Source organism: Streptomyces sp. NPDC041191 (assembly GCF_055591945.1).
Window position 1 is genome coordinate 59,664 of record NZ_JBVIZC010000016.1, and the last position, 25,428, is coordinate 85,091.

General features: G+C 74.8%; 26 protein-coding genes and 1 pseudogene. 13 read left to right on the forward strand and 14 right to left on the reverse strand.

Annotation, left to right across the window (positions count from 1 at the left end):
* Positions 1-95: 95 nt before the first annotated feature.
* On the reverse strand, positions 96-293 hold the full coding sequence (locus tag ACZ6AQ_RS27045; protein WP_388695829.1) for an antitoxin: 198 nt from the start codon (positions 291-293) through the stop codon (positions 96-98).
* Between the two features lie 155 nt (positions 294-448).
* Positions 449-1,384, reverse strand: a complete 936-nt coding sequence (bla, locus tag ACZ6AQ_RS27050) for a class A beta-lactamase (protein ID WP_468763176.1) — start codon at positions 1,382-1,384, stop codon at positions 449-451.
* A gap of 274 nt (positions 1,385-1,658) precedes the next feature.
* Between bla and ACZ6AQ_RS27055 the strand changes: the two genes are divergently transcribed.
* The 3 genes from ACZ6AQ_RS27055 (at position 1,659) to ACZ6AQ_RS27065 (ending at position 4,097) form a co-directional block, all read left to right on the forward strand.
* Positions 1,659-2,522 (forward strand): LysR family transcriptional regulator, encoded by an 864-nt coding sequence (locus tag ACZ6AQ_RS27055; RefSeq protein ID WP_468763177.1) that lies wholly within the window; start codon positions 1,659-1,661, stop codon positions 2,520-2,522.
* The gene (locus ACZ6AQ_RS27060) at positions 2,519-3,433 is read left to right on the forward strand and encodes a serine hydrolase (RefSeq protein WP_468763178.1); all 915 of its coding nucleotides are present in this window, start codon (positions 2,519-2,521) and stop codon (positions 3,431-3,433) included. Before ACZ6AQ_RS27055 ends, ACZ6AQ_RS27060 begins: the two co-directional genes overlap by 4 nt.
* 175 nt (positions 3,434-3,608) lie before the next feature.
* The gene (locus ACZ6AQ_RS27065; protein WP_468763179.1) at positions 3,609-4,097 is read left to right on the forward strand and encodes a phosphatase domain-containing protein; all 489 of its coding nucleotides are present in this window, start codon (positions 3,609-3,611) and stop codon (positions 4,095-4,097) included.
* A 136-nt stretch (positions 4,098-4,233) separates the two neighbouring features.
* On the opposite strand, the gene ACZ6AQ_RS27070 is transcribed toward ACZ6AQ_RS27065, so the two are convergent.
* A complete protein-coding gene (locus ACZ6AQ_RS27070; protein WP_388695842.1) occupies positions 4,234-4,449 on the reverse strand; it encodes a dodecin in 216 nt (71 codons plus the stop codon).
* 274 nt (positions 4,450-4,723) lie between these two features.
* Here ACZ6AQ_RS27070 and ACZ6AQ_RS27075 point away from each other — a divergent pair, with 274 nt between their 5' ends.
* The 3 genes from ACZ6AQ_RS27075 to ACZ6AQ_RS27085 all read left to right on the forward strand — a co-directional run bounded on the left by ACZ6AQ_RS27075 (position 4,724) and on the right by ACZ6AQ_RS27085 (position 7,866).
* On the forward strand, positions 4,724-5,971 hold the full coding sequence (locus ACZ6AQ_RS27075; RefSeq protein ID WP_468763181.1) for an extracellular solute-binding protein: 1,248 nt from the start codon (positions 4,724-4,726) through the stop codon (positions 5,969-5,971).
* Between the two features lie 138 nt (positions 5,972-6,109).
* Complete coding sequence (locus ACZ6AQ_RS27080) at positions 6,110-6,904, forward strand: GNAT family N-acetyltransferase (RefSeq protein WP_468763183.1); 795 nt, start codon at positions 6,110-6,112, stop codon at positions 6,902-6,904.
* A gap of 14 nt (positions 6,905-6,918) precedes the next feature.
* On the forward strand, positions 6,919-7,866 hold the full coding sequence (locus ACZ6AQ_RS27085) for a lysophospholipid acyltransferase family protein (protein ID WP_468763245.1): 948 nt from the start codon (positions 6,919-6,921) through the stop codon (positions 7,864-7,866).
* On the opposite strand, the gene egtD is transcribed toward ACZ6AQ_RS27085, so the two are convergent.
* From egtD to ACZ6AQ_RS27110, 5 genes are all read right to left on the reverse strand, one after another.
* Positions 7,761-8,726 (reverse strand): L-histidine N(alpha)-methyltransferase, encoded by a 966-nt coding sequence (gene egtD, locus ACZ6AQ_RS27090; RefSeq protein WP_388695849.1) that lies wholly within the window; start codon positions 8,724-8,726, stop codon positions 7,761-7,763. The genes ACZ6AQ_RS27085 and egtD overlap by 106 nt on opposite strands.
* Positions 8,723-9,475: an ergothioneine biosynthesis protein EgtC gene (egtC, locus tag ACZ6AQ_RS27095; protein ID WP_468763185.1), complete on the reverse strand. Its 753-nt coding sequence runs from the start codon at positions 9,473-9,475 to the stop codon at positions 8,723-8,725. The genes egtD and egtC overlap by 4 nt, the downstream gene beginning before the upstream one ends.
* Positions 9,475-10,818: an ergothioneine biosynthesis protein EgtB gene (gene egtB, locus ACZ6AQ_RS27100; protein ID WP_468763187.1), complete on the reverse strand. Its 1,344-nt coding sequence runs from the start codon at positions 10,816-10,818 to the stop codon at positions 9,475-9,477. The genes egtC and egtB overlap by 1 nt, the downstream gene beginning before the upstream one ends.
* The gene (gene egtA, locus ACZ6AQ_RS27105; RefSeq protein ID WP_468763189.1) at positions 10,815-12,074 is read right to left on the reverse strand and encodes an ergothioneine biosynthesis glutamate--cysteine ligase EgtA; all 1,260 of its coding nucleotides are present in this window, start codon (positions 12,072-12,074) and stop codon (positions 10,815-10,817) included. The genes egtB and egtA overlap by 4 nt, the downstream gene beginning before the upstream one ends.
* A gap of 495 nt (positions 12,075-12,569) precedes the next feature.
* Complete coding sequence (locus tag ACZ6AQ_RS27110) at positions 12,570-13,277, reverse strand: alpha/beta fold hydrolase (RefSeq protein WP_468763191.1); 708 nt, start codon at positions 13,275-13,277, stop codon at positions 12,570-12,572.
* A gap of 193 nt (positions 13,278-13,470) precedes the next feature.
* Between ACZ6AQ_RS27110 and ACZ6AQ_RS27115 the strand changes: the two genes are divergently transcribed.
* Positions 13,471-13,740, forward strand: coding sequence for a DUF6296 family protein (locus ACZ6AQ_RS27115; protein ID WP_468763193.1), 270 nt, complete (start codon positions 13,471-13,473; stop codon positions 13,738-13,740).
* A 176-nt stretch (positions 13,741-13,916) separates the two neighbouring features.
* Positions 13,917-15,104, forward strand: coding sequence for a thiolase family protein (locus tag ACZ6AQ_RS27120; protein ID WP_468763195.1), 1,188 nt, complete (start codon positions 13,917-13,919; stop codon positions 15,102-15,104).
* 306 nt (positions 15,105-15,410) lie between these two features.
* On the opposite strand, the gene ACZ6AQ_RS27125 is transcribed toward ACZ6AQ_RS27120, so the two are convergent.
* Both ACZ6AQ_RS27125 and ACZ6AQ_RS27130 read right to left on the reverse strand, forming a co-directional pair.
* The gene (locus ACZ6AQ_RS27125) at positions 15,411-15,722 is read right to left on the reverse strand and encodes a hypothetical protein (protein WP_468763197.1); all 312 of its coding nucleotides are present in this window, start codon (positions 15,720-15,722) and stop codon (positions 15,411-15,413) included.
* A 132-nt stretch (positions 15,723-15,854) separates the two neighbouring features.
* Positions 15,855-16,136 (reverse strand): hypothetical protein, encoded by a 282-nt coding sequence (locus ACZ6AQ_RS27130; protein ID WP_468763199.1) that lies wholly within the window; start codon positions 16,134-16,136, stop codon positions 15,855-15,857.
* Positions 16,137-16,282: 146 nt separating this feature from the next.
* On the opposite strand from ACZ6AQ_RS27130, the pseudogene ACZ6AQ_RS27135 reads away from it, so the two are divergent.
* Positions 16,283-16,830, forward strand: a pseudogene (locus ACZ6AQ_RS27135) (transposase); the annotation flags it as partial.
* A 130-nt stretch (positions 16,831-16,960) separates the two neighbouring features.
* On the opposite strand, the gene trxA reads toward ACZ6AQ_RS27135, so the two are convergent.
* Positions 16,961-17,362: a thioredoxin gene (gene trxA, locus ACZ6AQ_RS27140; protein WP_468763201.1), complete on the reverse strand. Its 402-nt coding sequence runs from the start codon at positions 17,360-17,362 to the stop codon at positions 16,961-16,963.
* 278 nt (positions 17,363-17,640) lie between these two features.
* On the opposite strand from trxA, the gene ACZ6AQ_RS27145 reads away from it, so the two are divergent.
* On the forward strand, positions 17,641-18,417 hold the full coding sequence (locus ACZ6AQ_RS27145; RefSeq protein WP_468763203.1) for a MerR family transcriptional regulator: 777 nt from the start codon (positions 17,641-17,643) through the stop codon (positions 18,415-18,417).
* 260 nt (positions 18,418-18,677) lie between these two features.
* On the opposite strand, the gene ACZ6AQ_RS27150 is transcribed toward ACZ6AQ_RS27145, so the two are convergent.
* Both ACZ6AQ_RS27150 and ACZ6AQ_RS27155 read right to left on the reverse strand, forming a co-directional pair.
* Positions 18,678-18,950: a hypothetical protein gene (locus tag ACZ6AQ_RS27150; protein WP_468763205.1), complete on the reverse strand. Its 273-nt coding sequence runs from the start codon at positions 18,948-18,950 to the stop codon at positions 18,678-18,680.
* 33 nt (positions 18,951-18,983) lie between these two features.
* Positions 18,984-19,634: a CatB-related O-acetyltransferase gene (locus ACZ6AQ_RS27155; RefSeq protein WP_468763207.1), complete on the reverse strand. Its 651-nt coding sequence runs from the start codon at positions 19,632-19,634 to the stop codon at positions 18,984-18,986.
* A gap of 362 nt (positions 19,635-19,996) precedes the next feature.
* Between ACZ6AQ_RS27155 and ACZ6AQ_RS27160 the strand changes: the two genes are divergently transcribed.
* Positions 19,997-21,436: a dihydrolipoyl dehydrogenase family protein gene (locus tag ACZ6AQ_RS27160; protein WP_468763209.1), complete on the forward strand. Its 1,440-nt coding sequence runs from the start codon at positions 19,997-19,999 to the stop codon at positions 21,434-21,436.
* Between the two features lie 9 nt (positions 21,437-21,445).
* Here ACZ6AQ_RS27160 and ACZ6AQ_RS27165 read toward each other — a convergent pair whose 3' ends face one another.
* Positions 21,446-22,006: a TetR/AcrR family transcriptional regulator gene (locus ACZ6AQ_RS27165; protein WP_468763247.1), complete on the reverse strand. Its 561-nt coding sequence runs from the start codon at positions 22,004-22,006 to the stop codon at positions 21,446-21,448.
* Positions 22,007-22,223: 217 nt separating this feature from the next.
* Between ACZ6AQ_RS27165 and ACZ6AQ_RS27170 the strand changes: the two genes are divergently transcribed.
* Both ACZ6AQ_RS27170 and ACZ6AQ_RS27175 read left to right on the forward strand, forming a co-directional pair.
* Complete coding sequence (locus ACZ6AQ_RS27170) at positions 22,224-23,621, forward strand: purine-cytosine permease family protein (RefSeq protein WP_468763211.1); 1,398 nt, start codon at positions 22,224-22,226, stop codon at positions 23,619-23,621.
* A gap of 47 nt (positions 23,622-23,668) precedes the next feature.
* On the forward strand, positions 23,669-25,330 hold the full coding sequence (locus ACZ6AQ_RS27175; RefSeq protein WP_468763213.1) for an amidohydrolase: 1,662 nt from the start codon (positions 23,669-23,671) through the stop codon (positions 25,328-25,330).
* Positions 25,331-25,428 lie beyond the last annotated feature (98 nt).

Below are 25,428 nucleotides of genomic sequence, written 5' to 3' on the forward strand. Positions count from 1 at the left end.
AGGCGCGCTCCGCCGTCGAGGGGTGCGGAGTCCCGGGGGGAAGCGCGGCGGCCCCCGTCCCCGGAGGGACGGGAGCCGCGCGGCGGGCCGCGCCGTTACCGCTGCCCGGGTTCCTGACCGCCGCCGTAGGAGCGGCGGGCCGCGTCGGCGGCCTTGTCCGTCTGCGCGTCGTACTTGTTGCCGGTGCGCTCGTCCACCATGCGTTCCGCGCGCTCCACGCCCCGGTCGGCCTGGTCCGGGTGGCCCTTCGCCATGTCCTTGGCCTTCTTGGCCATGTCGCCCAGCTTGCCCATGGGGTTCCTCCCTGCGTGTGTGCTCGTGCGTCGTACGTGGTGTCCCCTACCCGCCCGAACCGCTCCGATACGTACCTTTTTCTTCTTCTTCGGGTTTCTTCTTCTTCGGGCGGCGGGGTTCCTCCGGCGTCCGGCGGCCGGTGCGCGACGGCCGTCTACGCGAGGGCCGCGAGGGCGACCTCGGTGGCGCGGGCGACGAGGGCGTCGTCGTGCGCGGCGCCCTTGACGTCGCGCCGGGAGAGGACGGCCAGGACGAGGGGAGCGGCGCCGGGCGGCCAGATGACGGCGATGTCGTTGCGGGTGCCGTAGCCGCCCGCTCCGGTCTTGTCCCCGACCTGCCAGCCCTTGGGGGTACCGGCGCGGATGGTGCGGTCACCGGTCGTGTTGCGCTTGAGCCAGTCGGTGAGCAGGGCCCGCTTGTCGGCCGGGAGGGCGGTGCCGAGGGCGTACGCGCGCAGGTCGCCCGCGAGGGCGCGGGGCGTGCTGGTGTCGCGGGGGTCGCCGGGGACGGCGTCGCTGAGCGCGACCTCGTACCGGTCGCAGCGGGTGACGTCGTCACCGAGCGCGCGCAGGGCGTCCTGGAGGCCGCGAGGGCCGCCGATCTCGCGGAAGAGCAGGTTGGCCGCCGCGTTGTCGCTGTAGCGGACCGCGGCGTCGCACAGCTCGCGCAGGGTCAGGCCGGTGGTGACGTGCCGCTCGGTGACCGGCGAGTTGCTGATGATCTCGCCACGGCCGTAGCGCACGAGCCGGTCGAGCCCCCGGAGGGAGTTCCTGTCCAGTACGGCGCCGGCGAGCAGCGCCTTGCAGGTGGAGGCGTAGGCGAAGCGTTCGTCGGGCCGGTGGGTCACGGTCCGGCCGCTGCCGGTGTCGAGCGCGTAGACCCCCAGCCGGGCGCCGAACCTCCGCTCCAGTTCGCCGAACGCGCGGGGGGCGGGCGCCGGCGGGGAGGGCTTCGAGGCGGGTGGGGTCCCGCCGGTGGCCGCCGGGGAGGCGGTGTCCGGGCCGGCGGCGCATCCGGAGAGGGGCAGGGCCGTGACCCCGGCCAGCGCGGCGAGGACGGTACGACGGGAGACGGGCGTTCGGGCGCGCATGGTGAGCGGGTGTTCCTTTCGTCGGTGGTCGTTCGTGTTCGTCCGCTTCCCGGCTCGGCGGGCCAGGGCGGTCGGGAACCGCGTGGCGACCGGCCCCGCGTCGGCGCCGCCGGACGCGGTCCCGGCGCCGACGGGGCCCGGCGGCCGGCGGGAGCCGCCGGAGGCGCCGGGCCCCCTCGTCGGGAGTCAAACCCGCCCCCGCGCCGCATGTCGAATACGCTCTCGGGGTCCGAGCAATTCGCAACACGTATCGACGCACGTCAAGAGGGTCAGAGTGCTGACGGAACGACATCTGGAAATCTTCGTCGCGCTGGCGGAGGAGGAACATTTCGGAGACGCGGCGCAGCGGGTGGGCATCACCCAGCCGCCGCTGTCGCAGGGGCTGCGCCGCCTGGAGACCCTGCTCGGCGTCCGTCTGTTCGACCGTGGCAGGGGAGTCTCCCTCACGGAGGAGGGGGCGCTCCTGCTCCCGCACGCCCGCAGGGCGCTGGCCGCGCTCGCGGAACTCCGCGAGACCGGGGCGCGCGAGCGCGCGGACGGCCGGCGGCTGCGGCTCGGCCTGGCCCCCGAGGTGCCGACGGCCCTCGCGGCCGGTGTGGCGGCCGCGCCGGTCCGGGCGGGTGAGCGGGCACGGATCGGCATGGTCACGGCCCCGACCGTCGCACTGCTCGGCGACGTCGCCGCCGGGCGGCTGGACATCGCCGTGATCCGGCACCCCTCCGTGCTGCACGGCCTGGCCGCGGGACGCGTCGTCCTCCTCCCGACCTGGCTCCTCGCCCCGGCCGGGCGCGGGGACGCGTCGGTCGCGCGCCTGCCCGTCGCCGTACGCCCCCGCGCCGGAGCCCCGGCGGCCCACGACTTGTTCCTCGACACCCTGGCCAGTCGCGGCCGCCGGGTGGAGACCGTGGTGGTCTCCGACGAGCGGGCCGGCCTCGCGCTCGTCGCGGCGGGACAGGCGGTGATGGTCACGGCGGACGGCGGGCTCGCGGCCTCCGGCGTCGAGCGGCGGGCGGCGACGGACCCACCGCTTCCCCTGCGGCTGCGGGTGGCCTGGGACCCGCGCCGTCCGGGCGCCGAGGAGACCGCCAGGACGGCGCGGCTGCTGGAGGACGCGCTGGCCGGGGAGGGGGCGTCGTGAGCGGAGCGCGGCGCGGGGGCGGCGTGGAGCGGACGATCCGGACCATGTTCGACGACGCGGGCGTGCGCGGCTGGCTGCACGTGGCGGAACTCGACCGGCCGTCGGCCCGGGTGACGATCGATCCCGACGAACGGCTGCCCATGGGCTCGATCTACAAGGTGCCGGTGATGGTCGCCTTCTGCCGCCTGGCCGACGCGGGACTCGTCGACCCGCGCCGCCGGCTGACGCTGGAACCGGAGGAGCGCGTCCCCGGCCCGACCGGCGTCTCGATCCTGCACGACGCCGTCACCATGTCGCTGCGCGACCTGGTGGTGATGATGATGACCATCTCCGACAACACCTCGGCCGACGCCGTCCTCCGGACGGTCGGCCCGGACGCGGTCGACGCCGTCTGCCGCGACCTGGGCATGCCCGACACCCACGTCCGCGGGGGCGTCGTCAACACGTTCAGCCGTCTGCTGGCCGACACGGGAGCCGATTCCCTGGACGCCGCCCTGGCGCACGTGACGGACAACGACACCGTCGTCCCACCGGGCGTGTACGACCCGGCGTACAAGGCGTCCAGCACCCCGGCGGACATCGCGAGGCTGCTGCGGGCGATCTGGACCGGACGGGCCGCCTCCGAAGACCGCTGCGCCTTCATGCGCGAGGTGATGCGCCGACAGCCGTGGACGCACCGCCTCGGCTCGGGCTTCCCCTACGACGACGTCACCGTCTACGGCAAGACCGGCACCTTCGGCGCGCTGCGCCACGAGGCGGGCGTCGTCGAACTCGCCGACGGCAGCGCCTACACCGCCGTCGTCTTCACCCAGGCCGCCCGGTCCGACAGCAAGCTCCCGCGCGCCGACGCCGTGATCGGCGCGGCGGCCAGGGTCGCCGTGGAGGAACTGCGGGGACGCCGGGAGACCTGACGGGGTCCCGCGTCCCCGTCCGGGGCCGGACCGCCGCGGACCGCGTCCCCGTTCCCGTACGCGGCGCGTCCGGCTCGGCGGGGGGCGTACGCCGTACGCGTCACCCGGTTCCGTCCCGCCGGAGGGAGGCCCGACCCGCCCTCCGGCGGGGATTCCCGCCTCCTACCCTGGCACCGTGACACCGGACAACAGGCCCCTGGCCGTCTTCGACCTTGACAACACCCTCGCCGCGACCGCGCACCGCCGGCGCTTCCTGGAGCGGAGGCCCAAGGACTGGGACACGTTCTTCGCGGCGGCGCCCGGTGATCCGCCGCTGGAGGAGGGCGTCGCGCTGTGCCGCGAGGCGGCCGTGGAGTGCGAGGTCGTCTACCTCACCGGCCGGCCGGAGCGCTGCCGCCGCGCGACCGTGGACTGGCTTGCGGAGCAGGGGCTTCCGGAGGGCCCGCTCCACATGCGCCGCCACCGCGACTTCCGGCCGGCCCGGGTGACCAAGCTGGAGGTGCTGCGGGAACTCGCCGTCGACCGCCGGGTCAGGATGCTGGTCGACGACGACCCGGCGGTGTGCGACGCGGCGGAGGCGGCCGGCTTCACCGTCGTACGGGCCCACTGGGCGGCCCCGTCGGCGGTGCTGAGGGAGGCCCAAGAGAAGGAGGGCCGCACCTGACCGCCGGACACCCGCGCGGGGCGGCGGGTGACGGGGGGACCGGACGGGAGGGAAGGCCCGTACCCGGCCCCGTGGAGGACCGGGCGGAGGAGGAGGACCGCACCCGGCCCCGCGGGGAGCCGACCGTCACGGCGAGTCAGTTCTCGTCCTCCAGGCGGAAGCCGACCTTCAGGCCGACCTGGTAGTGCTCGATCGCGCCGTCGACGAGGTGGCCCCTTACCTGGGTCACCTCGAACCAGTCGAGGCCCCTCAGGGTCTGCGAGGCACGCTCGATGCCGTTGCGAATGGCCTCGTCGACGCCCTCGGTGGAGGTGCCGACGATCTCGGTGACGCGGTAGGTGTGGTTCGTCATGGGGGACGGACTCCTCTCGGTGCCTTTCCTCCACCGTGCCCCAGGCCGCGCCGGGGCGCGACACGACGGCCTCCCCACGCCCCGGGGAACCGCCGGGACGGGGGAGCGGGCCGTCCGCCGGGGGGGACGGAAGAGATGGTCAAGGACTTGACCATCTCGTTGGTCCAGACCAGAATCCAGGCCACATACCCGCGCGAACGCCCCGTTCGGTCCCCCCATGCCGGGTCGGCTCCCCCACGCACGACCCCGTGCTGAACCGCAGAAGGTGACCCACGTGAAGAACCGCCACCTCGCCTGTCCCCTGGCAGTCGTCACCGCGCTCGCCCTCGCGGGCTGCGGGATGCTGCCGGGCGGCGGCGGGACGCAGACCGTGCGCATCTGGCTGATGCGGGACAGCGCCAGCCAGGAATTCCTGGACCGCTTCACGAAGGCGTACGAGGACGAGCACGACGGCGTCCGGCTGGAGGTGACCATCCAGGAGTGGACCGGCATCGGCAAGAAGGTCACCGAGGCGATCAAGGGACCCGGCGGCCCCGACGTCATCGAGGTCGGCAACACCCAGGTCGCCCAGTACGCCGACACCGGCAAGCTGTACGACCTCACCCTGGAGTCGGTGCGCGACCTCGGCAGCGAGGACTGGCTGCCCGGCCTCGCCGAACCCGGGCGCATCGGCGGAACCCAGTACGGCATTCCCTGGTACGCGGCCAACCGGATCGTCATCTACCACAAGGACCTGTTCCGGACGGCCGGGATCGACAAGCCGCCGGCCACCCGCGCCGCATGGCTCGCGGACACCGAGAAGCTCAACAGGAACGGTTCCCAGGGCATCTACCTCGCCGGACAGGACTGGTACACCCTCTCCGGCTTCATCTGGGACGAGGGCGGCGAACTGGCCGTCGAGAAGGGCGGCGAGTGGACGGGCGCCCTCGACAGCCCGGCGGCCCGGCGCGGCATGGCCTTCTACAAGGAGCTCCAGTCCCTCGGCTCCGGCCCCAAGGACGCCGACGAACAGAACCCGCCGCAGGCCGACGTCTTCGCCAAGGGCGACGTGGCCCAGCTCGTCGCCGCCCCCAGCGCCGTCGCCGCGATCCTCAAGGCCAACCCGGGGCTCAAGGACAAGCTCGGCTACTTCCCGATACCCGGCGCCGTGGCCGGCCGGCCCTGCGCCGTCTTCACCGGCGGCTCCGACCTCATCATCCCGGAGAACGCGCCCCGCCGCGCCGCCGCCCTCGACGTGGTCAAGGCGCTGGCCGGCGAGAAGTGGCAGACCGAACTCGCCCGCGCCATGGGCTACGTGCCCAACAAGAAGGGCCTCGCCCCCGCCGTCGCCGGCCAGGAGGCCACCGCCGTCATGGCCGAGGGGGCCGCGCGCGGCCGGGCCACCCCCAACTCCCCCCAGTGGGCCGACGTCGAGGCGGACAACCCGATCAAGCCCTACATGACGGCCGTCCTGCGGGGCGAGGACCCGGCCGAGGCGGCCCGGAGGGCCTCGGCGGAGATCACCGAGACCCTCGCCGAATAGCATTCAGCGTTCCCACACCCGGGAACCCCCGGACGGTCACGCCGAATCCAGCCGGTCGCGGAAGAAGTAGGGGGCAGGGCCACCGCGCAGGCGGCCCGGCCCCGTCCCGTCCCCTTCCGTCCGCCGGAGGAGCCCGCCATGTCCGCACCGACGCACACGCCCGCCGTCCCCGCGCCGTCCCGGGCCCGCACCGGGCGGCCCGCGCCCCGGTACGCCGTCGGCCTCGCCCGCGACCAGGAGGACGTGCGCGCCGCCCAGCGGCTGCGCCACCGGGTCTTCGCCGGAGAACTGGGAGCCCGCCTCGACGGCCCCGAACCCGGCCTCGACGGCGACGCCTTCGACGCCCACTGCGACCACCTCCTCGTACGGGAGGAGACCACCGGCGAGGTCGTCGGCACCTACCGGCTCCTGCCGCCCGAGCGGGCCGCCGCCGCCGGACGCCTCTACTCCGAGGGCGAGTTCGACCTCACCCGCCTCGCCCCCGTCCGGCACGACCTGGTGGAGGTCGGCCGCTCCTGCGTCCACCCCGACCACCGCGACGGCGCCGTCATCGCCCTCATCTGGGCCGGACTCGCCCGCTACATGGCGGCGACGGGTCACAACTGGCTCGCCGGATGCTGCTCGGTCCCGCTCGCCGACGGCGGCGCCCTCGCCGCCGCCACCTGGGACACCGTCCGGGCCAAGCACCTCGCCCCGGAGGAGTACCGGGTCACCCCGCACCGGCCCTGGAACTCCGAGGGCGTCACCCGTCCCGAGGGCCGCACCGCACTGCCCCCGCTGCTGCGCGGCTACCTCCGGCTCGGCGCCCGGGTCTGCGGGGCCCCCGCGCACGACCCCGGCTTCGGCGTCGCCGACTTCTACGTCCTCCTCTCGCTGCGGCGCACCCACCCGCGCTACCTCCAGCACTTCCTGTCGCTCGCCCCGGCCGCGTGAACGGGCCCGCGGCGATCCCGCCGTGGTTCCCCACGGCACCCTGCACCCCGGGCCGCTGCACCGCCCACCCCGGCACGGACCACCGCGCGGGGGACCGCGCCGGCCGCCGCCCCGGCACGGCGACGGCCGGCCTCCTGCGGGCCCTGGCCCGCCTCGCCGCCGGCACCGGCACCGTCCTCCTCGGCGTCCTGCTCGCCCCGGGCACCGCCCTCCTCCCGTCCGCCACCCGGCTCGCCCTGGTCCGCGTCTGGGCGCGGGCGGTGGTCCGCGCCTTCGGCGTACGCGCCCGGTACACGGGGAACCCGGCGCCCGCCGGCCCGCTCCTCGTCGTCGCCCCCCACGTCTCCTGGCTGGACGTCCCGCTCCTCGCGGCCGTCCTGCCCGGCCGGGCGGTCGCCAAGGCCGAGGTCCGCCACTGGCCGGTCCTCGGCACGCTCGCCGCCCTCGGCGGCACCCTCTTCGTCGAACGGGACCGGCTCAGGGCCCTCCCCGGCACCGTGCGCGCCGTGACCGGAGCGCTCGCGGACGGCGGCCGGGTGGTCGTCTTCCCCGAGGGCTCCACGTGGTGCGGCCGGGCCGGGGGGCGCTTCCGGCCGGCCGTCTTCCAGGCCGCCCTGGACGCCGGGTGCGCCGTACAGCCGGTACGGATCGCCTACCGGCCCACCGAGGGCGCCGCGTACGTCGGTGACGACCCGCTCGGCGCCTCCCTGTGGCGGGTCGTCACCACCCGGCGGCTCACCGCCGAGGTCCACGCGGCGGACCCGCTGCCGGGCGGCCGGTACCCGGACCGCCGCGCCCTGGCCGCCGCCGCTCAGCGCGCCGTCGCCCGGCCCGCAGCACTCCGGCCCGCCACCGCTCAGCGCGCCGTCGCGAGCGACAGCGCGAACCTCTCCCCGCCGTCCGTCCACCAGCGGGCCATGCCGAGGCCCGCCGCCGCCAGCTCCTCCCGCACGCCCTCCTGACGGAACTTGGCCGACACCTCCGTCCGCATCTCCTCGCCCGCCGCGAACGGCACCACGAGGTCCAGTTCGGGGATCTTCACGGTGAGCGCGCGGCGGGCACGCAGCCGCATCTCGATCCACTCCCGCTCGGCGTCCCACACCGCCACGTGCTCGAAGTCCTCCGGATCGGCGTCCGCGCCCAGCTCCCGGTCGATCACGGACAGCACGTTCCGGTTGAACGCCCCGGTCACCCCGGCCGCGTCGTCGTAGGCGGCCACCAGCGTCGCCTCGTCCTTCACCAGGTCCGTGCCGAGCAGCAGGGAGTCGCCCGGCGCGAGCATCGAACGGACCGAGCGCAGGAAGGTCCGCCGTTCGCCGGGCAGCAGATTGCCGATGGTCCCGCCGAGGAAGGCCACCAGGCGCGGCCCCGGGGCGCCGGGCAGCGCCAGCCCCCGGGTGAAGTCCGCGACGAGGGCGTGCACCCGCAGCTCCGGCCGCTCGGCGAGCAGCGACCCGGCCGCCCCGGTCAGCGCGGACTCGCTCACGTCCACGGGCACGTAGCTGTCCAGACCGGGCAGCAGCGCGTCGATCAGGAACCGCGTCTTCTCGGAGGAGCCGGAGCCCAGCTCCACCAGCGTCCTGGCCCCGGTCGCGGCGGCGATCTCCGGCGCCCGCGCGGCCAGGATCTCCCGCTCCGCCCGCGTCGGGTAGTACTCGGGCAGCCGGGTGATCTCCTCGAACAGCTCGCTGCCCCGGGCGTCGTAGAACCACTTGGGCGGCAGCTCCTTGGGGGAGCGGGTCAGGCCGTGGACGACGTCGGCGCGCAGGTCGGCGCCGGCGGCCTCCGGGTCGAGGGTACGGGTCAGCTGGAACGGGCTCACGCGGACGGCTCCTTGAGCGGGGTGAGGGTGACATCGGCACGGTCGGTGGTCACGAGCGTCCGCTCGGGCACCTCCCGCCAGCGCGGGTCGTCGTCGTACGGTTCGGAGGCCACGACCGTCCGGCCGGGGCCCGTCAGGTACCAGAGGCTGTTCCCCCAGGCGGTCGCGGCGATCCGGACGCCGTCGGTGAGCAGCAGGTTCAGCCGGGAGCCGGGTGCCGCCTCCGCGACCTCCCGCACGGCGCCGGCGAGCGCGTCGCCCGGCCCGTCCCCGGCCCGCAGCCGGTGCAGGACGAGCGCCCACACGAGCGCCGAGTCGGTGCGGGCCTCCAGGCGCAGCAGCTCCCCGGCGGACAGCGTCGCGCCGAGCGGGACCAGGGAGTCCGGCCACCCCACGACCATGCCGTTGTGGCTGAACAGCCAGGGCCCGGAGGCGAACGGCGTCGCCGCCGCCTCCCCGTCGGCCCCGGGCAGCGTGGCCCCCCGGACCGCCGCGAGCAGCGCTCCGGAACGGACCACCCGCGCCAGGTCGGCGAAGGAGAGGTCGCCCCAGATCGGGCCGGAACGCCGGTAGCGGGCGGGCACCGGGTCGCCCTCGGCGTACCAGCCCACGCCGAATCCGTCGGCGTTCACCACCCCGCTGGACTGCGTGCGGGGCTCCCAGGACTGGCGCAGCAGCCCGTGCTCGGGCCGGACGATCAGCTCGCCGAGCGCCACCGGATCGCCCACGTAGGCGAGGTGACGGCACATCAGCCCAGCTCCGCGGAGCGCGCCGTGCGGAAACCGGCGAAGATCTGGCGCCGCACCGGCAGGTCCCAGTTGCGGAAGGTGCCCCGGCAGGCGACCGGGTCCACCGCGAACGACCCGCCCCGCAGCACCTTGTGCCCCGGGCCGAAGAACACCTCCGAGTACTCCTTGTACGGGAAGGACCTGAACCCCGGGTACGGCAGGAAGTCGCTCGCCGTCCACTCCCACACGTCCCCGATCAGCTGCCGCACGCCCAGCGGCGAGGCGCCCGCCGGATAGCCGCCCGCCGCCGCGGGACGCAGGTGCCGCTGCCCGAGGTTCGCGTGCTCCGGGCCGGGGTCGGCGTCGCCCCACGGGTAGCGGCGGGAACGGCCGGAGGCCGGGTCGAACCGGGCCGCCTTCTCCCACTCGGCCTCCGTCGGGAGCCTGCGCCCCGCCCAGCGCGCGTAGGCGTCCGCCTCGTACCAGCTCACGTGCAGGACCGGCTCCTCCTCCGGTACGGGTTCGGTCACCCCGAACCGGCGGCGCAGCCACTGCCCGCCGTCGCGGCGCCAGAACAGGGGCGCCCCGATGCCGTGCTCCCGGATCTGCGCCCACCCCTCGGGCCGCCACCAGCGCCGGTCCGTGTAGCCGCCGTCGGCGACGAAGGCCAGGTAGGCGCCGTTCGTGACCGGCGTGGTGTCGATGTGGAAGGCGGGCACGTCCCGGCGGTGCGCGGGCCGCTCGTTGTCGAGGGCCCACGGCTCGTCCGAGGTCCCCATGGTGAACGGCCCGCCGGGCACCAGGACCTCGGCCGGCAGCGGGCCGTCCCGGTGGTCCGGCGGCGGGGGAGCGGTCAGGACGGCCGGCCCCCGCCGGAGCTGATGGGTGACCAGCATCGTCTCGTCGTGCTGCTGTTCGTGCTGGGCGACCATGCCGAAGACGAACCCCCCGTCGAGCAGTGGCCGTCCCTCCAGCGGCGCCCGCTCCAGGAGGTCGATGACCCGCAGCCGCACGTCCGCCGCGTAGGCGCGGGCCTCGCCCGGCGGGAGCAGGGGCAGCGACGGCCGGGTGGCACGCGGGTGCTCGAAGGCGTCGTACAGCGGATCGATCCCGGGCAGCAGCGCCTCGCCCCCCGCGACGCCCCGCCACAGCCACAGCTCCTCCTGGTTGCCGATGTGCGCCAGGTCCCAGACCAGCGGCGACATCAGGGGCGAGTGCTGCGCCGTCAGGTCGTCGTCCCCCACGCAGGAGGTGAGCAGGAGGGTGCGGTCCCGCGCGGCGACGAGCGCGTCCAGGGCGCGCCCGCGCGTCGCACCGGAGGCGTCCCCGGACCCGACCGCCTTCCCGTTCGCGCGCGCGGTCACGAGGCCACCGCCCGGAGGTCGTCGGCCGGGGAGCCGCCGGGCACCACGTACCGCTCGTGGAAGGCGGCGACCAGCCGCCGCACCTCCTCGCCCGCCCCGATCCGGGGCAGCGCCTCCAGGGCGGCGGAGAAGACCGTCCGGGCGGCGGCGTGCAGCCCGGGATCGGCCAGGCCGTCACGGGCGGCCGCCACCCAGAGCGGATTGCGCGGCGCGGGCCCGTCACCGGCCCGTTCCGCGAGCGGCTCGACCGCCCGGTGCACGGCCTCCGCCGCCTCCGGGTCGTCGAAGACCGCCGTCGTCACCGCCGCCGGCACCATCCAGCCGTCCGGCCCCGGCTGCGCGTCGATCATCCGCAGCTCCAGGTGGCCGCGCGGACGTACCGGCGGGAAGAGCGTCGTCAGGTGGTAGCGCAGGTCGTCGGCGCCCGCCGGACGGGGAAGGCCCGTGCGCAGCCACTCCCGGAAGGTCAGCCCCTCCGGCACGGCCCACGGCCCCTCGTCCGACCGCACGCACAGCACCGGGGCGTCGAGCACGTGCGCCGCCCACTCCTCGCGCGGCTCCCCGGCCGGCCGGGGAGCGAGCGTCCGCAGCGGATCGAGGTCGGCCCACAGGGCCTGCCGCGTCGAGCGCCACCCGGTCCGGCGCCCGCCGTGCACGGGCGAATTGGCGAAGGCGGCCACGAGCACCGCGCCCAGGAGGTGGGCCGTCCGCCACCGCCTCCGGTGGCCCAGCGGGCCCGGCCCGTCGAGCCCCGCGTCGAGGCAGACCTGCACGGAGGCCGACTCGCACATCATCGCCCGCCCGGCCGGCCCGGTCCGGTCGAGCGCGGTCTCCATCGCGTCGTACCGCGGCTCGTGGAGCACCCGGTCGCGCGGCGCGTGCCACGGGTCCACCCCGTACCCGCCGAGGGCGAGGCCGAGCGGTCCGAGCGCGCCCCGCACCGCCCGCAGGTCGGAGGCGAGGGTGTCCAGGCACTCCATGAGCGTCCCGGCCGGACGGGAGCTGAGCTCCACCTGACCGCCGGGTTCGAACGTCAGGCACGACACCAGGGGCAGGGCCCGCAGGGCGCCGAACGCCGCCGCCAGTCTCGGCGGCCGTACGGGGAGCCGGGGGTCCCGCAGGTCGTGCACCAGCCACTCCAGTTCCACCCCCACGGTGCGGGGCGGGCCGGTCTTGAAACAGATGCACCGCAACAGCTCCTCCGCCTCCTCCTCGGTGAGCGGGGGATCGTCGCGCCGCGTGCCGCTCGGTGACATCCGTGCACCTCCTGGTCCTCGGGGGCGGGCCCCGGAACGGTCCGTCCCCGGAGCCGCGCCACCGGGGACGCCGGGGCGCGGCTCCCGGGCACACGGGTCCCGGAACGCCACTGGTTCCACCTAAAGCCACCACCGACCGGCGTGCAAGAGCACCCCGGCGGTCCCTACGCGCCCTCTGTACCCGCGTCCGCCGCGAATTCCCCGCCGCCCCGGAAACCTGTCGGAAACCCGTTGTTCCGAGCCGGACGGAACGATCACGCCGACGCGCATGAGCGCATGAGACACGACCGCGCGAGATCGCGTGGCGGACCGAGGAGATCGTCGCCGCCGGCCACCACCGCGCCCCGGACGGCCGGACCGTCTCCCTCGCCGACGACCTGGCCGGAACCCGCCTCCACGGGCCCGGACCCGACACCCCCGACACCGGCCGCACAACCGTCCTGGAGGTCGCCGGCGAGAGCGGTCCGGCCGCGGCCCGCCTCCGGTACGCGTGCGTCAGATCCAGCCGTCCAGGGCGGACACGAAGCCGTCGAAGTCGTCGCGGTGGACGGTGTGCCCGGCCCCCGTCACCGTACGGACCCCGAACCCGCGCTCCGCCAGCATCCGGGCGTTCCCGGGCGAGACCGGCAGGCTCGGATCGGCGAGGACGACCAGCGAGGGGACGACCGGCCGGACCGGCCACAGGTCGGTGCCCGTCAGCTCCTCCAGGGCGTACGCCGTCCGCTCGTCCCACATCCGCACCGCGTCCGCCTCGACGTCGACGTCCTCCTCCGTCCAGTCCGGATGGAGACGGCGGATCATCTCCCGGGTCAGCCGCTTGCCCCGCACGAAGAGTTCGGCCCGGTAGGCGGCGGGCCCGGCCCCCAGGTGCCAGGCCGGGTCGGAGTACACCGCCCGGCGGGACCCGAGCCGTTCCACCGCCCGCGCGAGCACGAGCGCGCCGAGCGAGTGCCCGACGGCCAGTTCGCAACCGGCCGGTACGGACTCCACGAGGTCGTCGGCGTAGTCCTCCGGCCGGTACTCCCCGGGGCCCGCGCCCCGTCCGCTGGCCCCGTGCCCCCGCAGGTCCACCGCCACCACCCGGTAACCGCGCTCCGCGAGCGCGGGCCCGAACCGGCGCCAGGTGCGGTGGTCCGCCATGAGGCCGTGGACGAGCAGGGCCGTCCGGTCCCCGGTCCCCCAGGTGGTGGTGTGCAGACGCACGGTGCCGCCCCTCCCTCTCTCCGCCGTTCTCCGTCGGTGTGCCGGTGTGCCGGTGTCCGGCGCCCGCGGGGCGGGCCCGCGGGCCGGGGTCCGACCCTACGGCCCCGGCCGGGCCGGCCGCCGCACGTTCCCACCCGCGGCCGTCGGCGCCGGTCGTGCGGCGCGGGCCCGCGCGAACGCTTAGCGTCGGTTCATGAGCACAGTTCCGAAGCGGTTCGAGATCCTGCTGGTGCCCGGACACGTCGAGGACCGGCGCGGCGCCTCCGTCGCGGACAGCGCCGTCCGCACGGCCGTCGTGGAGGCCACCGGACGCCGGGGCGCCTCCGGCTACCCGGTCTACGAGGGCCACGGCGTCAGGGCCGACATCGACCCCGAGACGGGCGCGGTCGAGGCGCTGCTCGTCGACGGCCGGGAACTCGACTACGGCCTCGTCCCCCTGGCCCGCCCGGTCGGACGGACCTGATCCCGCCCTCCCGGCACACGGTCCCGGACCGGCGCGCGGCCCTGTCGACGGGCCCCCTCCGGAAGCGGCCCGTTGACAGGGCGGGCCGCCGGGCGGAGACTCTGCGCGCCCGGTGGGGCGAAGAGGGTCCCACCGGGTGAACAGAGCCGTTCCGAAGGCCACGTGGGAGAGAACCGATGAGCATCCGCGACGTCTACATCGTCGACGCCGTCCGCACCCCGATCGGGAAGTTCGGCGGCGCCCTCGCCCCCGTGCGCCCCGACGACCTCGCGGCCCATGTCGTACGGGCGCTCGTGGACCGCTCGCCCGCGCTCGACCCGGCCCGCGTGGACGACGTCTACTTCGGCGACGCCAACGGCGCGGGCGAGGACAACCGCGACGTGGCGCGGATGGCCGTCCTGCTCGCGGGGCTGCCCGTCACCGTCCCCGGCGTCACCGTCAACCGCCTCTGCGGCTCCGGCCTGGAGGCCGTGATCCAGGCGGCCCGCGCGATAGCCCTCGGGGACGCCTCCGTGGCGATCGCCGGCGGCGTCGAGTCGATGTCCCGCGCCCCCTGGGTCCTCCAGAAGCCCGAGCGGGCCTTCCCCGCCGGCCACCAGCAGCTCCACTCCACGACGCTCGGCTGGCGCATGACCAATCCGCGGATGCCCGCCGCGTGGACGGTCTCCCTGGGCGAGGGCGCCGAGCTGATCGCCGACAAGCACGGCCTCACCCGCGAGCGGCAGGACGCCTTCGCCCTCGCCAGCCACCGCAAGGCCGCCGAGGCGTGGGCCAAGGGCCTCTACGACGACGAGGTCGTGCCGTACCCGGGCGCGGACCTGACCCGCGACGAGTCGATCCGGGACAACACCTCCACGGAGGCCCTCGCCCGGCTCAAGCCCTCCTTCCGGACCGAGGGCGGCACCGTCACGGCGGGCAACTCCTCGCCGCTCAACGACGGCGCGGCGGCCCTGCTCCTCGTGGACGAGGAGGGGCTGCGCGAGACCGGCCGCGAGCCGCTCGCCCGCATCCGCGCCTCCGCCGTCACCGGCATCGAGCCCCAGCTCTTCGGCCTCGGTCCGGTCGAGGCGGTCCGCCGGGCCCTGGAGAAGGCCGGACGCTCCTTCGCCGACCTGAGGACCTTCGAGCTCAACGAGGCGTTCGCGGCCCAGGCGCTCGGCTGCCTCGCCGAGTGGCCGGACCTCGACCCGGAGACCGTCAACCCGCGCGGCGGGGCCGTCGCGATCGGCCACCCGCTGGGCGCGTCCGGCGCCCGTCTGGCCGGGGCGGTGGCCCACCAGCTCGCGGCGGCCGGATCGGGCACGGGCCTCGCGGCGCTCTGCATCGGCGTCGGCCAGGGCCTCGCACTGGTCCTGGAGCGCTGAGACCACGCGAAAAGGGGGACGGGAAGCCCCTCCGTACCCCCCTTTTCGCCGTCGCCCCGGGCGTTCTGCCCGTCCTAGTACCGCAACCGCATCTGCACGGCGGATGTGGTGGGGGCTCGTCGGTGTATCTGGGTGCCGATGAGCCGACGGCTGAGCAGGCCGAGTCGCGGTACTCGTTCGGAGCCACCCGGGCCTCCGGGGCGGCCCCGGCCCTGGCGACCTCCGGTTCGGCCCTCCCGGGTACCGCACTGGCTCGCTCCGGTCGGGCGGCGAGCGGTGCGCGGCGGGGTCGTCTGCCGGCGCCGCCTACGGCCGCAGCTGGGCCGCGAGTGCCTCGGTGACCTTCCTGAGCGACTCGCCGGCCAGGGCCGGGTCCGCCTTGGTGACGGTCGATCCTTGGGAGACCACGAGCGCCAAGTCGCCCTTGCCCGCCACCGCCACCCGTGCGACGGCGGCCGTGCCCCGGCCCGGGGTGACCCTGGTCCGGCCGATCCCGGGCTCGTCCTTGGAGAACGTCATCACCTCGTCGGCGCTGAGGTTGCCGAAGGCAGCGATCTGCGGCAGCACCAGGTTCACCGCCACCTCATCCTCGGACACGGCCACGAGGCCGATCTCCATCGGTGCTTCCGAAGCCGTGAAGGTGCAGACGATGGACGCGTTCGGCGGGACGGCGGGGACGGAGGGGAGTCCGGACGGCGTGGGCTGCCCGCTGGGCCAGGCCTGGGCCGGGCGGCCCGGGTCGACGGTCCCCTAAACCGCGGGGTCGCCGCCGGACGCCGCCGGGGTGACGGTCCGTTCGGCACCGGCCGCTTTCAGCGCCGCCGCCGGATCGAGGCCGAACGGGCAGGCCGACGTACTCGTCAGCTGCTTCGCCGTCGAGGCGACCCGGTCGTAGGACAGCCTCGCACCGCCCGAGGCGGCCCCGCCGGAACTCCCGGACGAGGAACAGGCGCTCCCGACAAGGGCGATCCCGGCCGCGCCGGCCAGGGCGAGGACGCGGCGGTATCTGGCTGCTGTGCGATCAGCTGTCATCCGGTCAGCCTAATCCCGCAACCGCGTCCGCGTGAGGGATGTGGTGGGAGCTCGTTGGTGTATCCGTGCGCCGATGAGCTGACAGTCGAGCAGGTCGAGCAGGTCGAGTCGCGGTTCGAGGGGACAGCCGGGTTCCATGCCCGCTTCGCGCATCGTTTTGTCAGGTCGGAGCCCCACGATCGGACATCGACCGCGAGTTCTGTCTGCCCGTGTCCCGGACCGCTGACCGGGAACGCTGCCGAACCGCCGGCATCGGGGACGAGGTGCCGTTCGCGACGGAGAACGAGCACTTCACATGGATGTCACGGCGCGCGGTCGACGCCCGCGTCCCGTTCTCCTGGGTGACCTGGGACGAGGCGTACGGCCGGGTCGAGCACCTCGGGTACTGGCCGGAGGAACGCCGCATCGCGCACGCGCCCGCCACCAAGGTCGACGACACCGTGATCACCGCGGGCCGGACCGAGGCCCGAGTGGACGAGCCGACCGCGACACTGCCGCGGCAAGCCCGCAAGCGCATCTCCGGAGGCCGGGGCTCCCACGGCGAGCGGATTCACGACTGGGCCCGAGCAGCGATCCAGCCCGTGTGGGAGAACGGCTTCGGACACCGGGTCCTCGCACGCCGCTCCGTCGGCGACCCGAGCGAGATCGCCACTACGTCTGCCACGACCCTGTCGGCACCCGGCTGAAGAACCTGGCCGTCGGGCCCCGACACCGGACCACGAACACCATCTGCGCCGGTCACGCTTCCGACGACGAGACCAGGCCCGAGTTCGCCGATCCCACGACAAGCGCCGAGGCCGGATCCTCCAGACGCGATTGCGGTACTAGGCGTCCTGCCCACCCCGGTCGTCCTGCCCGCCCCGGGCGTTCTGCGCCTCCGCGACGGACTTGCGCACCTCGTCCATGTCCAGCTTGCGCGCCTGGCCGATCAGGTCCTCCAGGGCGGCCTCCGGCAGCGCCCCCGGCTGTGCGAACACGGCCACCTTGTCGCGCACGATCATCAGGGTCGGGATCGACTGGATCTCGAACGCCGCCGCCAGCTCCTGCTGGGCCTCGGTGTCCACCTTGGCGAAGACGAGGTCCTGATGGCGCTCGGAGGCGGCCTCGAAGACCGGACCGAACTGACGGCAGGGGCCGCACCAGGCAGCCCAGAAATCGATCAGGACGAACTCGTTGTCGCTCACGATCTCGTCGAAGTTGTCCTTGGTGAGTTCTACGGTGCTCATGCTTACCGCCTCTGACCTGCATAGATGGTGGGGTTTTGGCCAGTTCCCGAGACGCTTGGGAACACCTTGGGAACACGAGGGCCTCATGGCGAGCCTAAACCCGTGTGCGAACAAAGACGGCATCGTGACCGGTCACCGGGTGACGTGACGCACGGGCGGTGCGTGGCGGACGGAGACCTTCTTGTCCGGCGGGTTTCCGGACTCGCGCTTTCCGTTGCGGCAACTTCTACGGTCATGTGTGTGGCCGGAGGGACCGGCCCGGCGAAGGAGGCAGCGGCATGGCCTGGTCGATCGCGGAGGTGGCGCGGATGTCCGGGGTGACGTCACGGACGCTGCGGCACTACGACGAGATCGGCCTGTTGCCGCCCGCACGGATCGGGAGCAACGGGCACCGCTACTACGAGGAGGCCGGTCTGCCGCGGTTGCAGCGGATCATGCTGATGCGGGAGCTGGGCCTGGGGCTGAGCGAGATCCGGGCGGTCCTGGACGGCCGGCTCGACCGGGTGGCCGTGCTCCGCGAGCACCACCGACGGCTGCTCGCGGAACGGGACCGGCTGGAGACGCCGGCCCGTACGGTCGGCCGCACCATCGCCGAACTGGAAGAAGGTGGGGACGACGGGAGGATGACGAAGATCAACAAGCCGGAGAACCTGTTCGAGGGGTTCCAGGACCCCTCCGAGGCCGAGGCCGAGGCCGAGGCCGAGGTGCGGGAGCGGTGGCCGCAGGCGTGGGAGCGGTCCCGGCAGGCAGTCGAGGCGATGACCCCCGAGGAAACGGAGCGCCGGCAACGTGAGGTGACGGCGCAGATGATCCGTATGGCGGAGTTCATGGTGGCCGGCACGCCGGTCTCCGATCCCGCCGTACAGGCCGAGGTGGACGCCAACCACCGGCAGATCTGCCGGTTCTGGACCCCGATCGCTGCGGCGTACAAGGGAGTGGGCCAGACCTATGTCGACGACCCGCGGATGCGGGCCAACTTCGACAGGATCGCCGAAGGTCTCGCCGTCTACCAGCGCGATGCGATGACCGTGTACGCCGATGCCCGGCTGAGCTGACCGCACGTGCCCGGGGGCCGGGTGCGCGGGCGACCGCGCACCCGGCCGTGGTACGCGAACGCGCTCGAGGGCCGGGGCCGCAGCGTCACGACGAGCGCGTCTCCACGGGCACCGTGACCTCGGCCTCGATCCGCCCGTGGCTCGGGCCTCGACGAACGGGTTCCGTCAGCGGGCTTCCAGCTCTTCGGCCCTCTTCGTGGGTTCCGCCACGATGTCGTCCCGGTCCGGACCGTGCAGCCACGGGCTCCGCGCGGCCTCCCTCAGGAGAGCCGGCCGTCGGGCCGCCGCAACGGGACAAGCCGATGGGCGAGGTTGCGGACCCGGACCGGGAGCCGGCCGTCGACCGGGTTCGGGCAGGGCTCCCGCAGCATCGAGAGGAGCGCGTCCGCGCCGGCGAACGTCGGCTCTTCCACGAAGTAGTTCTGGTGATGCTCCTGACCGCACGCCGGAGTCGGACGGAACTCGGAGAGCAGGCGTGCGTACGGCGTCGAACTCGCTGCCCTCGGGGTCGGCCACGACCTGGCGGTGGTCACGTCGGCGGTCCTCTTCCGGAGGCGGTCGGCGGATCAGGCGCGCGGCGGGGAGGGGGCGGCGGCTTCGAGGTCGTCGACCGTCCCGGACATGAGGGTGCGGATGTGGGCGGTGATGTGTTCCGCGGGCCAGTCCCACCAGGCCACCGCGAGGAGACGGGCGATGTCCTCCTCCTCGTAGCGGGTGCGCAGGAGGCGGGCCGGGTTGCCGCCGACGACGCCGTAGTCCGGCACGTCCTTGGTGACCACGGAGCCGCTGCCGATGATCGCGCCGTGCCCGATGCGCACCCCGGGCAGCACGGTCGCCCCGTGACCGAACCAGACGTCGTTGCCGACGACGGTGTCGCCCCGGTTCGGCAGGCCCGCGAGCAGGTCGAAGTGATCGGCCCAGGAGCCGCCCATGGTCGGGAACGGGAAGGTGGAGGGGCCGTCCATCCGGTGGTTGGCACCGTTCATCAGGAAGCGCACGCCCGTGCCGAGCGCGCAGAACTTGCCGATGACCAGCTTCTCCGGTCCGTAGTGGTGGAGGACGTTGCGGGTCTCGAACGCGGTGGCGTCGTCCGGGTCGTCGTAGTACGAGTACTCCCCCACCTCGATCAGCGGCGAGGTCACCAGCGGCTTGAGCTGTACGACCCTCGGCTGGCCGGGCATCGGGTGGAGCACGGTGGGGTCGGCGGGTACGGACATGGCGGGCATCCTCGTCGTGTGCGCGTGGTGGAGGGACGATCGGTGACCGGCTGGTCGTGCGGCGGCGCGTGGGAGGACGGGTGTCCGGACCACGCGCGAAGAGCCCGGCGGAGGGCGGGAAGGAGAGTACCGGAGGATGTGCCGACGGGCGCGGCCCGTGCGGGACCGGCATCCGGTCGTACAGGGGGTGTCGCGGGCCGGGCCGGCGGGGAGCGGCCGGGCCGGTCCCGGCACCGCGCCCGGAGGTGGTGCCGCCGTCGTCGGGGGAGAACGGCGCGTGTCCTCGCGGTCCCCCGGAGACTCGCCCGGCGCGACGGCGTATCGCGCCGCGCTGTTCCGCTCCCTGCCCGCAGACTGGGACCATGACACATACGGTGGAGAACGAGCAGGTCTACGACGTGGTGGTGCTGGGCGCGGGGCCGGTCGGCGAGAACGTCGTCGACCGGGTGCGGGCGGCCGGTCTCAGTGCCGCGATCGTCGAGAGCGAACTGATCGGCGGCGAGTGCTCGTACTGGGCCTGCATGCCCAGCAAGGCGCTGCTGCGCCCCGCGATCGCCCGTTCCGACGCGCGGGCGGTCGCGGGACTGCGGGAGGCGGTCCGGGGGCCCCTGGACGCGCCGGAGGTCCTGGCCCACCGGAACGAGGTGGTCGGGGACTGGAAGGACGACGCCCAGCTGGACTGGCTCGACTCGACCGGCACCCGGGTCTTCCGGGGCCACGGCCGCCTCCTCGGACCGCGCCGGGTCGAGGTCCTGAGCCCCGAGGGCGAGCGCCACGTCCTCACCGCCCGGCACGCCGTCGCCGTCTGCACCGGCAGCCGGGCCCTCCTGCCCGAGCTGCCCGGCCTCCCCGGCGCGCGGCCCTGGACCAGCCGCGAGGCGACCGCCTCCTCGCACGTGCCGGAGCGCCTCGTCGTGGTGGGCGGGGGAGTGGTGGGGGCCGAGATGGCCACCGCCTGGCAGGCCCTCGGCTCCCGGGTGACGGTGCTGGCGCGGGGCGGAAGGCTGCTGCCCCGCATGGAACCGTTCGTCGGCGAGCACGTGGCCGCCGCCCTCGCCGAGCGCGGCGCGGACATCCGCGACGCGTCGGTGACCGCGGTGGTGCGGGACGGGGGCACCGGCCCGGTCACCGCGGTCCTGGAGGGCGGCGACCGCGTCGAGGGCGACGAGGTGCTCTTCGCGACCGGCCGGGCCCCGCGCACCGAGGACATCGGCCTGGAGACGGTCGGCCTGGAGCCGGGGTCCTGGCTGGACGTGGACGACAGCCTCCGGGTCCGCGGCAGCGACTGGCTCTACGCCGTCGGGGACGTCAACCGCCGCGCGCTCCTGACCCACCAGGGCAAGTACCAGGCCCGGATCGCCGGCGCCGCGATCGCCGCCCGCGCGCGGGGGGACGCCCTCCCGGACGCCGGGAACTGGGGCGCGTACGCCGCCACGGCCGACCACGCCGCCGTGCCGCAGGTGGTGTTCACCGACCCCGAGGCGGCCGCCGTCGGCCTCACGCTGGCCGGGGCGGAACGGGCGGGGCTGCGGGTCCGGGCCGTGGACCTGGACCTGGGCGGGGTCGCCGGGGCCGGTCTCTACGCCCAGGGCTACCGGGGGCACGCGCGGATGGTCGTGGACCTGGACCGGGAGGTCGTCGTCGGCGCCTCCTTCGTCGGTCCGGCCGTCGGCGAACTCCTCCACTCGGCGACGGTCGCCGTCGTCGGCGAGGTCCCGATCGCCCGTCTGTGGCACGCCGTCCCGTCGTACCCGACCCTGAGCGAGGCGTGGCTGCGCCTCCTGGAGGCGTACCGGGGCTGACGGCCCCCCTCACCGCCCGGCGGGAACGAGCCGGGGGACCAGGGCGCGCGCCACCGAGCGGGCGGCCTCCAGAGCGGGGCCCGCCTCCTGGCCCAGGACCACCCGGGTGCTCAACCCGTCGAGCAGGGCGAGGAGTTCGGACGCGCGGGCGCGGGCGTCCAGCGGGGCGAAGCGTCCCCGCCGGACGCCCGCCGCGAGCAGGGTCTCCAGGTCCTCCTGCCAGCTCCGGTCCAGCTCCACCTGCGCCTCCCGGAGGGCCTCGTTGCCGGCCGAGCGGGCCCAGAGCTCGATCCACAGCGTCCAGCGCGGATCGCGGGGCCCGCGCGGCAGGTAGAGCCTCAGGAAGAGGTCCAGCTTGCGCTCGGCCGCGGTCCGCCGGCCGAGCAGCGCGCGGCGCTCCTCCGCGAGCGCCTCCTCGCTCCACCGGAGGGCCGCGAGCAGCAGCAGGTCCTTGCTGCCGAAGTAGTACAGGATGTGGCCGCCGCTCGTGCCCAGCCGCTCCGCGAGCGCCGACATGGTGAGGGACGCGAGACCGTCCTCGGCGATCGCCGCCATCGCCTCCTCCAGCATCCGTTCCCGGGTGACGTGCCCGTCCCGCCGTCGTGCCGCCACTGCCGTCCCCGTTCCGCTGTTTCCGCCGTCGCCGCCCGCCCCGTCCCGTGCGGGGCCGTCGTGTACGGGAACGACCCTAACCGGAACCCGCAGAGGTCTTGACGTGGCTCGAATCCTTCGCCCATCTTGAACACCGTTCTAAAACTTAGAACGGCGTTCAAGAGGGGAGTGCGATGTGCTCGAACACGAGACGACGGCCGTGACCACGGGCCGCGACGAGGTGTTCCGGGTCGAGGAACACGGGATCGACCCCATACCCGACGCCGAACGGCACGGCAGCGTCAAGGACGTCTTCTGGCTCTGGTTCGGCTCGAACCTCACCTTCACCTACGTCATCAACGGCGCCCTCGCCGTCGCCTTCGGACTCTCCTTCTGGCAGGCCACCGCCGTCGTCGTGATCGGCGGCCTCGCCTTCCTCGCCATCGGCGCGGCCGGACTCGGCGGCGTGCGCACCGGCACCGCCACGCTCGTCCTCTCCCGCGCGGCCTTCGGCCGTCGCGGGAACTGGCCCGTCGGCCTCCTCAACTGGATCGTCGGCATCGGCTACACCGTGGTGAACACGGTGGTGGGCACCCTCGCCCTCGAAGCCTTCCTCGCGGACCTCGGCGGGCACGGCGGACCCGCCTCCCGGGCCCTGGCCCTCGCCGTCACCCTCGCGCTGACCTTCGCCGTCGCGCTCTGGGGCCACGCCACCGTCCAGTTCGCGGAGCGCTGGATGGCGTACGTCCTCGCCGCCGGCTTCGCCGTCCTGCTCGTCCTCGTACTGCCCGGCGCCGACACCTCCGCCCCCGCCGCCCCGCCGGGCGTCTCCGGCTGGAGCCTCGCCTTCGTCGTCATGCTGGCGGGCCCCTTCTCGTACCTCCCGATGCCCGCCGACTACACCCGCTACCTGCCCCGTACGACCACCCTCGGCGCCGTCACCGCGAGCGGGGCCCTGGGCGGCTTCCTCTCCTCCGTCGCCCTGGGCGTCGCCGGCGCCGCCGCCGCGACCCAGGCCGACATGACCGACGCCGTCGCGGGCACCGAGAGCCTGCTCCCCGGCTGGTTCCAGCCCCTCTTCCTCGCGCTGGTCCTCGGCGGCTCCGTCACCAACTCGATCATCACGCTCTACTCGTCCAGCCTGAACCTCCAGGTCCTCGGCATCCCCTGGAGCCGGTCCCGCGCCATCGTCGTCAGCGCCGCCGTCACCGCCGCCGGTTCGCTCGGCGCCCTCTTCCTGGCCGACTTCACCACCTCGCTCCTCTCCTTCCTCTCCCTCCTGATCGTCGTCTTCGCCCCCTGGGGCGGGGTCTTCCTCGCCGACATGGTCCTGCGCCGCTGCTCCTACGACTCCGCGGGCCTGCACGCGGACACCGGCGGCGCCTACGGCTACCGCGCGGGCTGGCACCCGGCCGGGCTCGCCGCGCTCCTCGCGGGCCTCGTCTTCTCCGTGCTCACCTGCGACTCCGAGCTGTGGACCGGCCCCCTCGTCGCCCCGCTCGGCGGCGCGGACCTCACCGTGCTCGGAGCGGGTGTCTCCGCCCTGGTGTACGTGCTCCTCGCCCGCGGGAGCGTCACCCCGCACCGCCCCTGACCACCACCGCACCCCCGTCCCTCCCGTACGTCCTGGAGCCACCCCGCGTGAACAGCACCGCCCCCGCCGACCTCGTCCTGACCGGCGCCCGCATCCACACCGTCGATCCGGCGCTCCCGGAGGCCCGGGCCCTCGCGGTCCGCGCCGGCCGGATCGTCTGGATCGGCTCCGACGAGGGCGCCGCAGCCCGGACCGGGCCCGGCACCCGGGTCCTCGACGCCGGCGGCCGCCTCGTCCTGCCCGGCTTCGTCGACGCCCACAACCACGTCCGCCTCGGTTCCGACGACGCCTGCGTGCAGCTCGCGGGCGCCCGTACCCTCGACGCGGTCCACGAGCGGATCCGCACCTGGCGCGCCGCCCACCCGGCCGCCGAGTGGATCGAGGCCGAGGCGTTCGACTACTCGGCCGTGCCCGGCGGCCGCATGCCCACCGCCGCCGACCTCGACCCGGTCACCGGCGACACGCCCGCCCTCGTCCTCAGCTACGACGTGCACACCGCCTGGCTGAACACCGCCGCCCTGGAACGCCTCGGCGTCGACCGCGACCACACCGACCTTCCCTTCGGACGGGCCGTCACCGACCCGGCGACCGGCGAACCCACCGGATTCGTCAAGGACTTCGCGATCAAGGGCCTCTCCCGCGAGGGACACCGCGCCCTGCGCGACCTCGGCCTCCCCTGGGCGTCGCCGGACCGGCAGTACGGACGGCTCGTCAAGAGCCTGGACGACGCCATCGGCTACGGCATCACCACCGTCGTGGAACCGCAGAACTCCCTGGACGACCTCGCCCTCTTCCGGCGTGCCCGTGCCGAGGGCCGGCTGCGCTCCCGGATCGTCGCCGCGCTCTTCCACCCGCGCGGCACCACCGAGGCCGAGCTCGACGTCTTCGAGGCGGCAGCCGCCGCGCACGCCGACGACCGGCTGCGGGTCGGCCCGCTCAAGCTGTACATCGACGACGTCGTCGAACCCCGCACCGCCGCCCTCCTGGAGCCGTACGCGGGCTGCTCCCACCACCGGGGCGACACCTTCTACCCGCCGGAGGAGTTCGCCGAGCTCCTCACCCGGCTCGACGCCCGCGGCTTCCAGTGCTTCGTCCACGCCACCGGCGACCGGGGCATCCGCACCGTCCTCGACGCCGTCGAACGCGCCCGCGCCGCCAACGGGCCGCGCGACGCGCGCCACCAGGTCGTGCACGTCGAGTGCCTCGACCCGGCCGACACCCCGCGCTTCGCCGAGCTCGGCGTCGTCGCCTGCATGCAGCCCCGGCACGCCGCCCCGGACATCGCGGGACCGGGCCGGGACTGGGCCGAGAACGTGGGGCCCGACCGCTGGCACAAGGCATGGCCGCTGCGCAGCCTGCACGCCGCCGGCGCGGTCCTCGCCCTCTCCAGCGACTGGAACGTCGCCGAGATGGACCCCATGGTCGGCATCCACGCCGCCGTCACCCGCCGCCCGCCCGGCGGGGGCGAGGCGTGGACGGCCGGGGAGACGATCGACGTGGCCACCGCCGTCGAGGGGTACACGATGGGTTCGGCGTACGCCAACTTCCTGGAGCACGAACGCGGGTCCCTCACGGTGGGCAAGCTGGCCGACTTCGTCGTCCTCTCCCGCGACATCCTCCGCGTCGCTCCCGAGGACATCCCCGGCACCGTCGCGGAGACGGTCGTGGTGGGCGGCGAGGTGGTCGTGGAGCGCCGTGCGGGGGAATGACCCGACCGGCCCACGGGGCCTTCCCTCCCGCGGGGGCGGCAGGTGCCCCGCGGAAGCAGGCCCGGCCGGCCCGCGGCACGCACCCGTGAGCCGGCCGG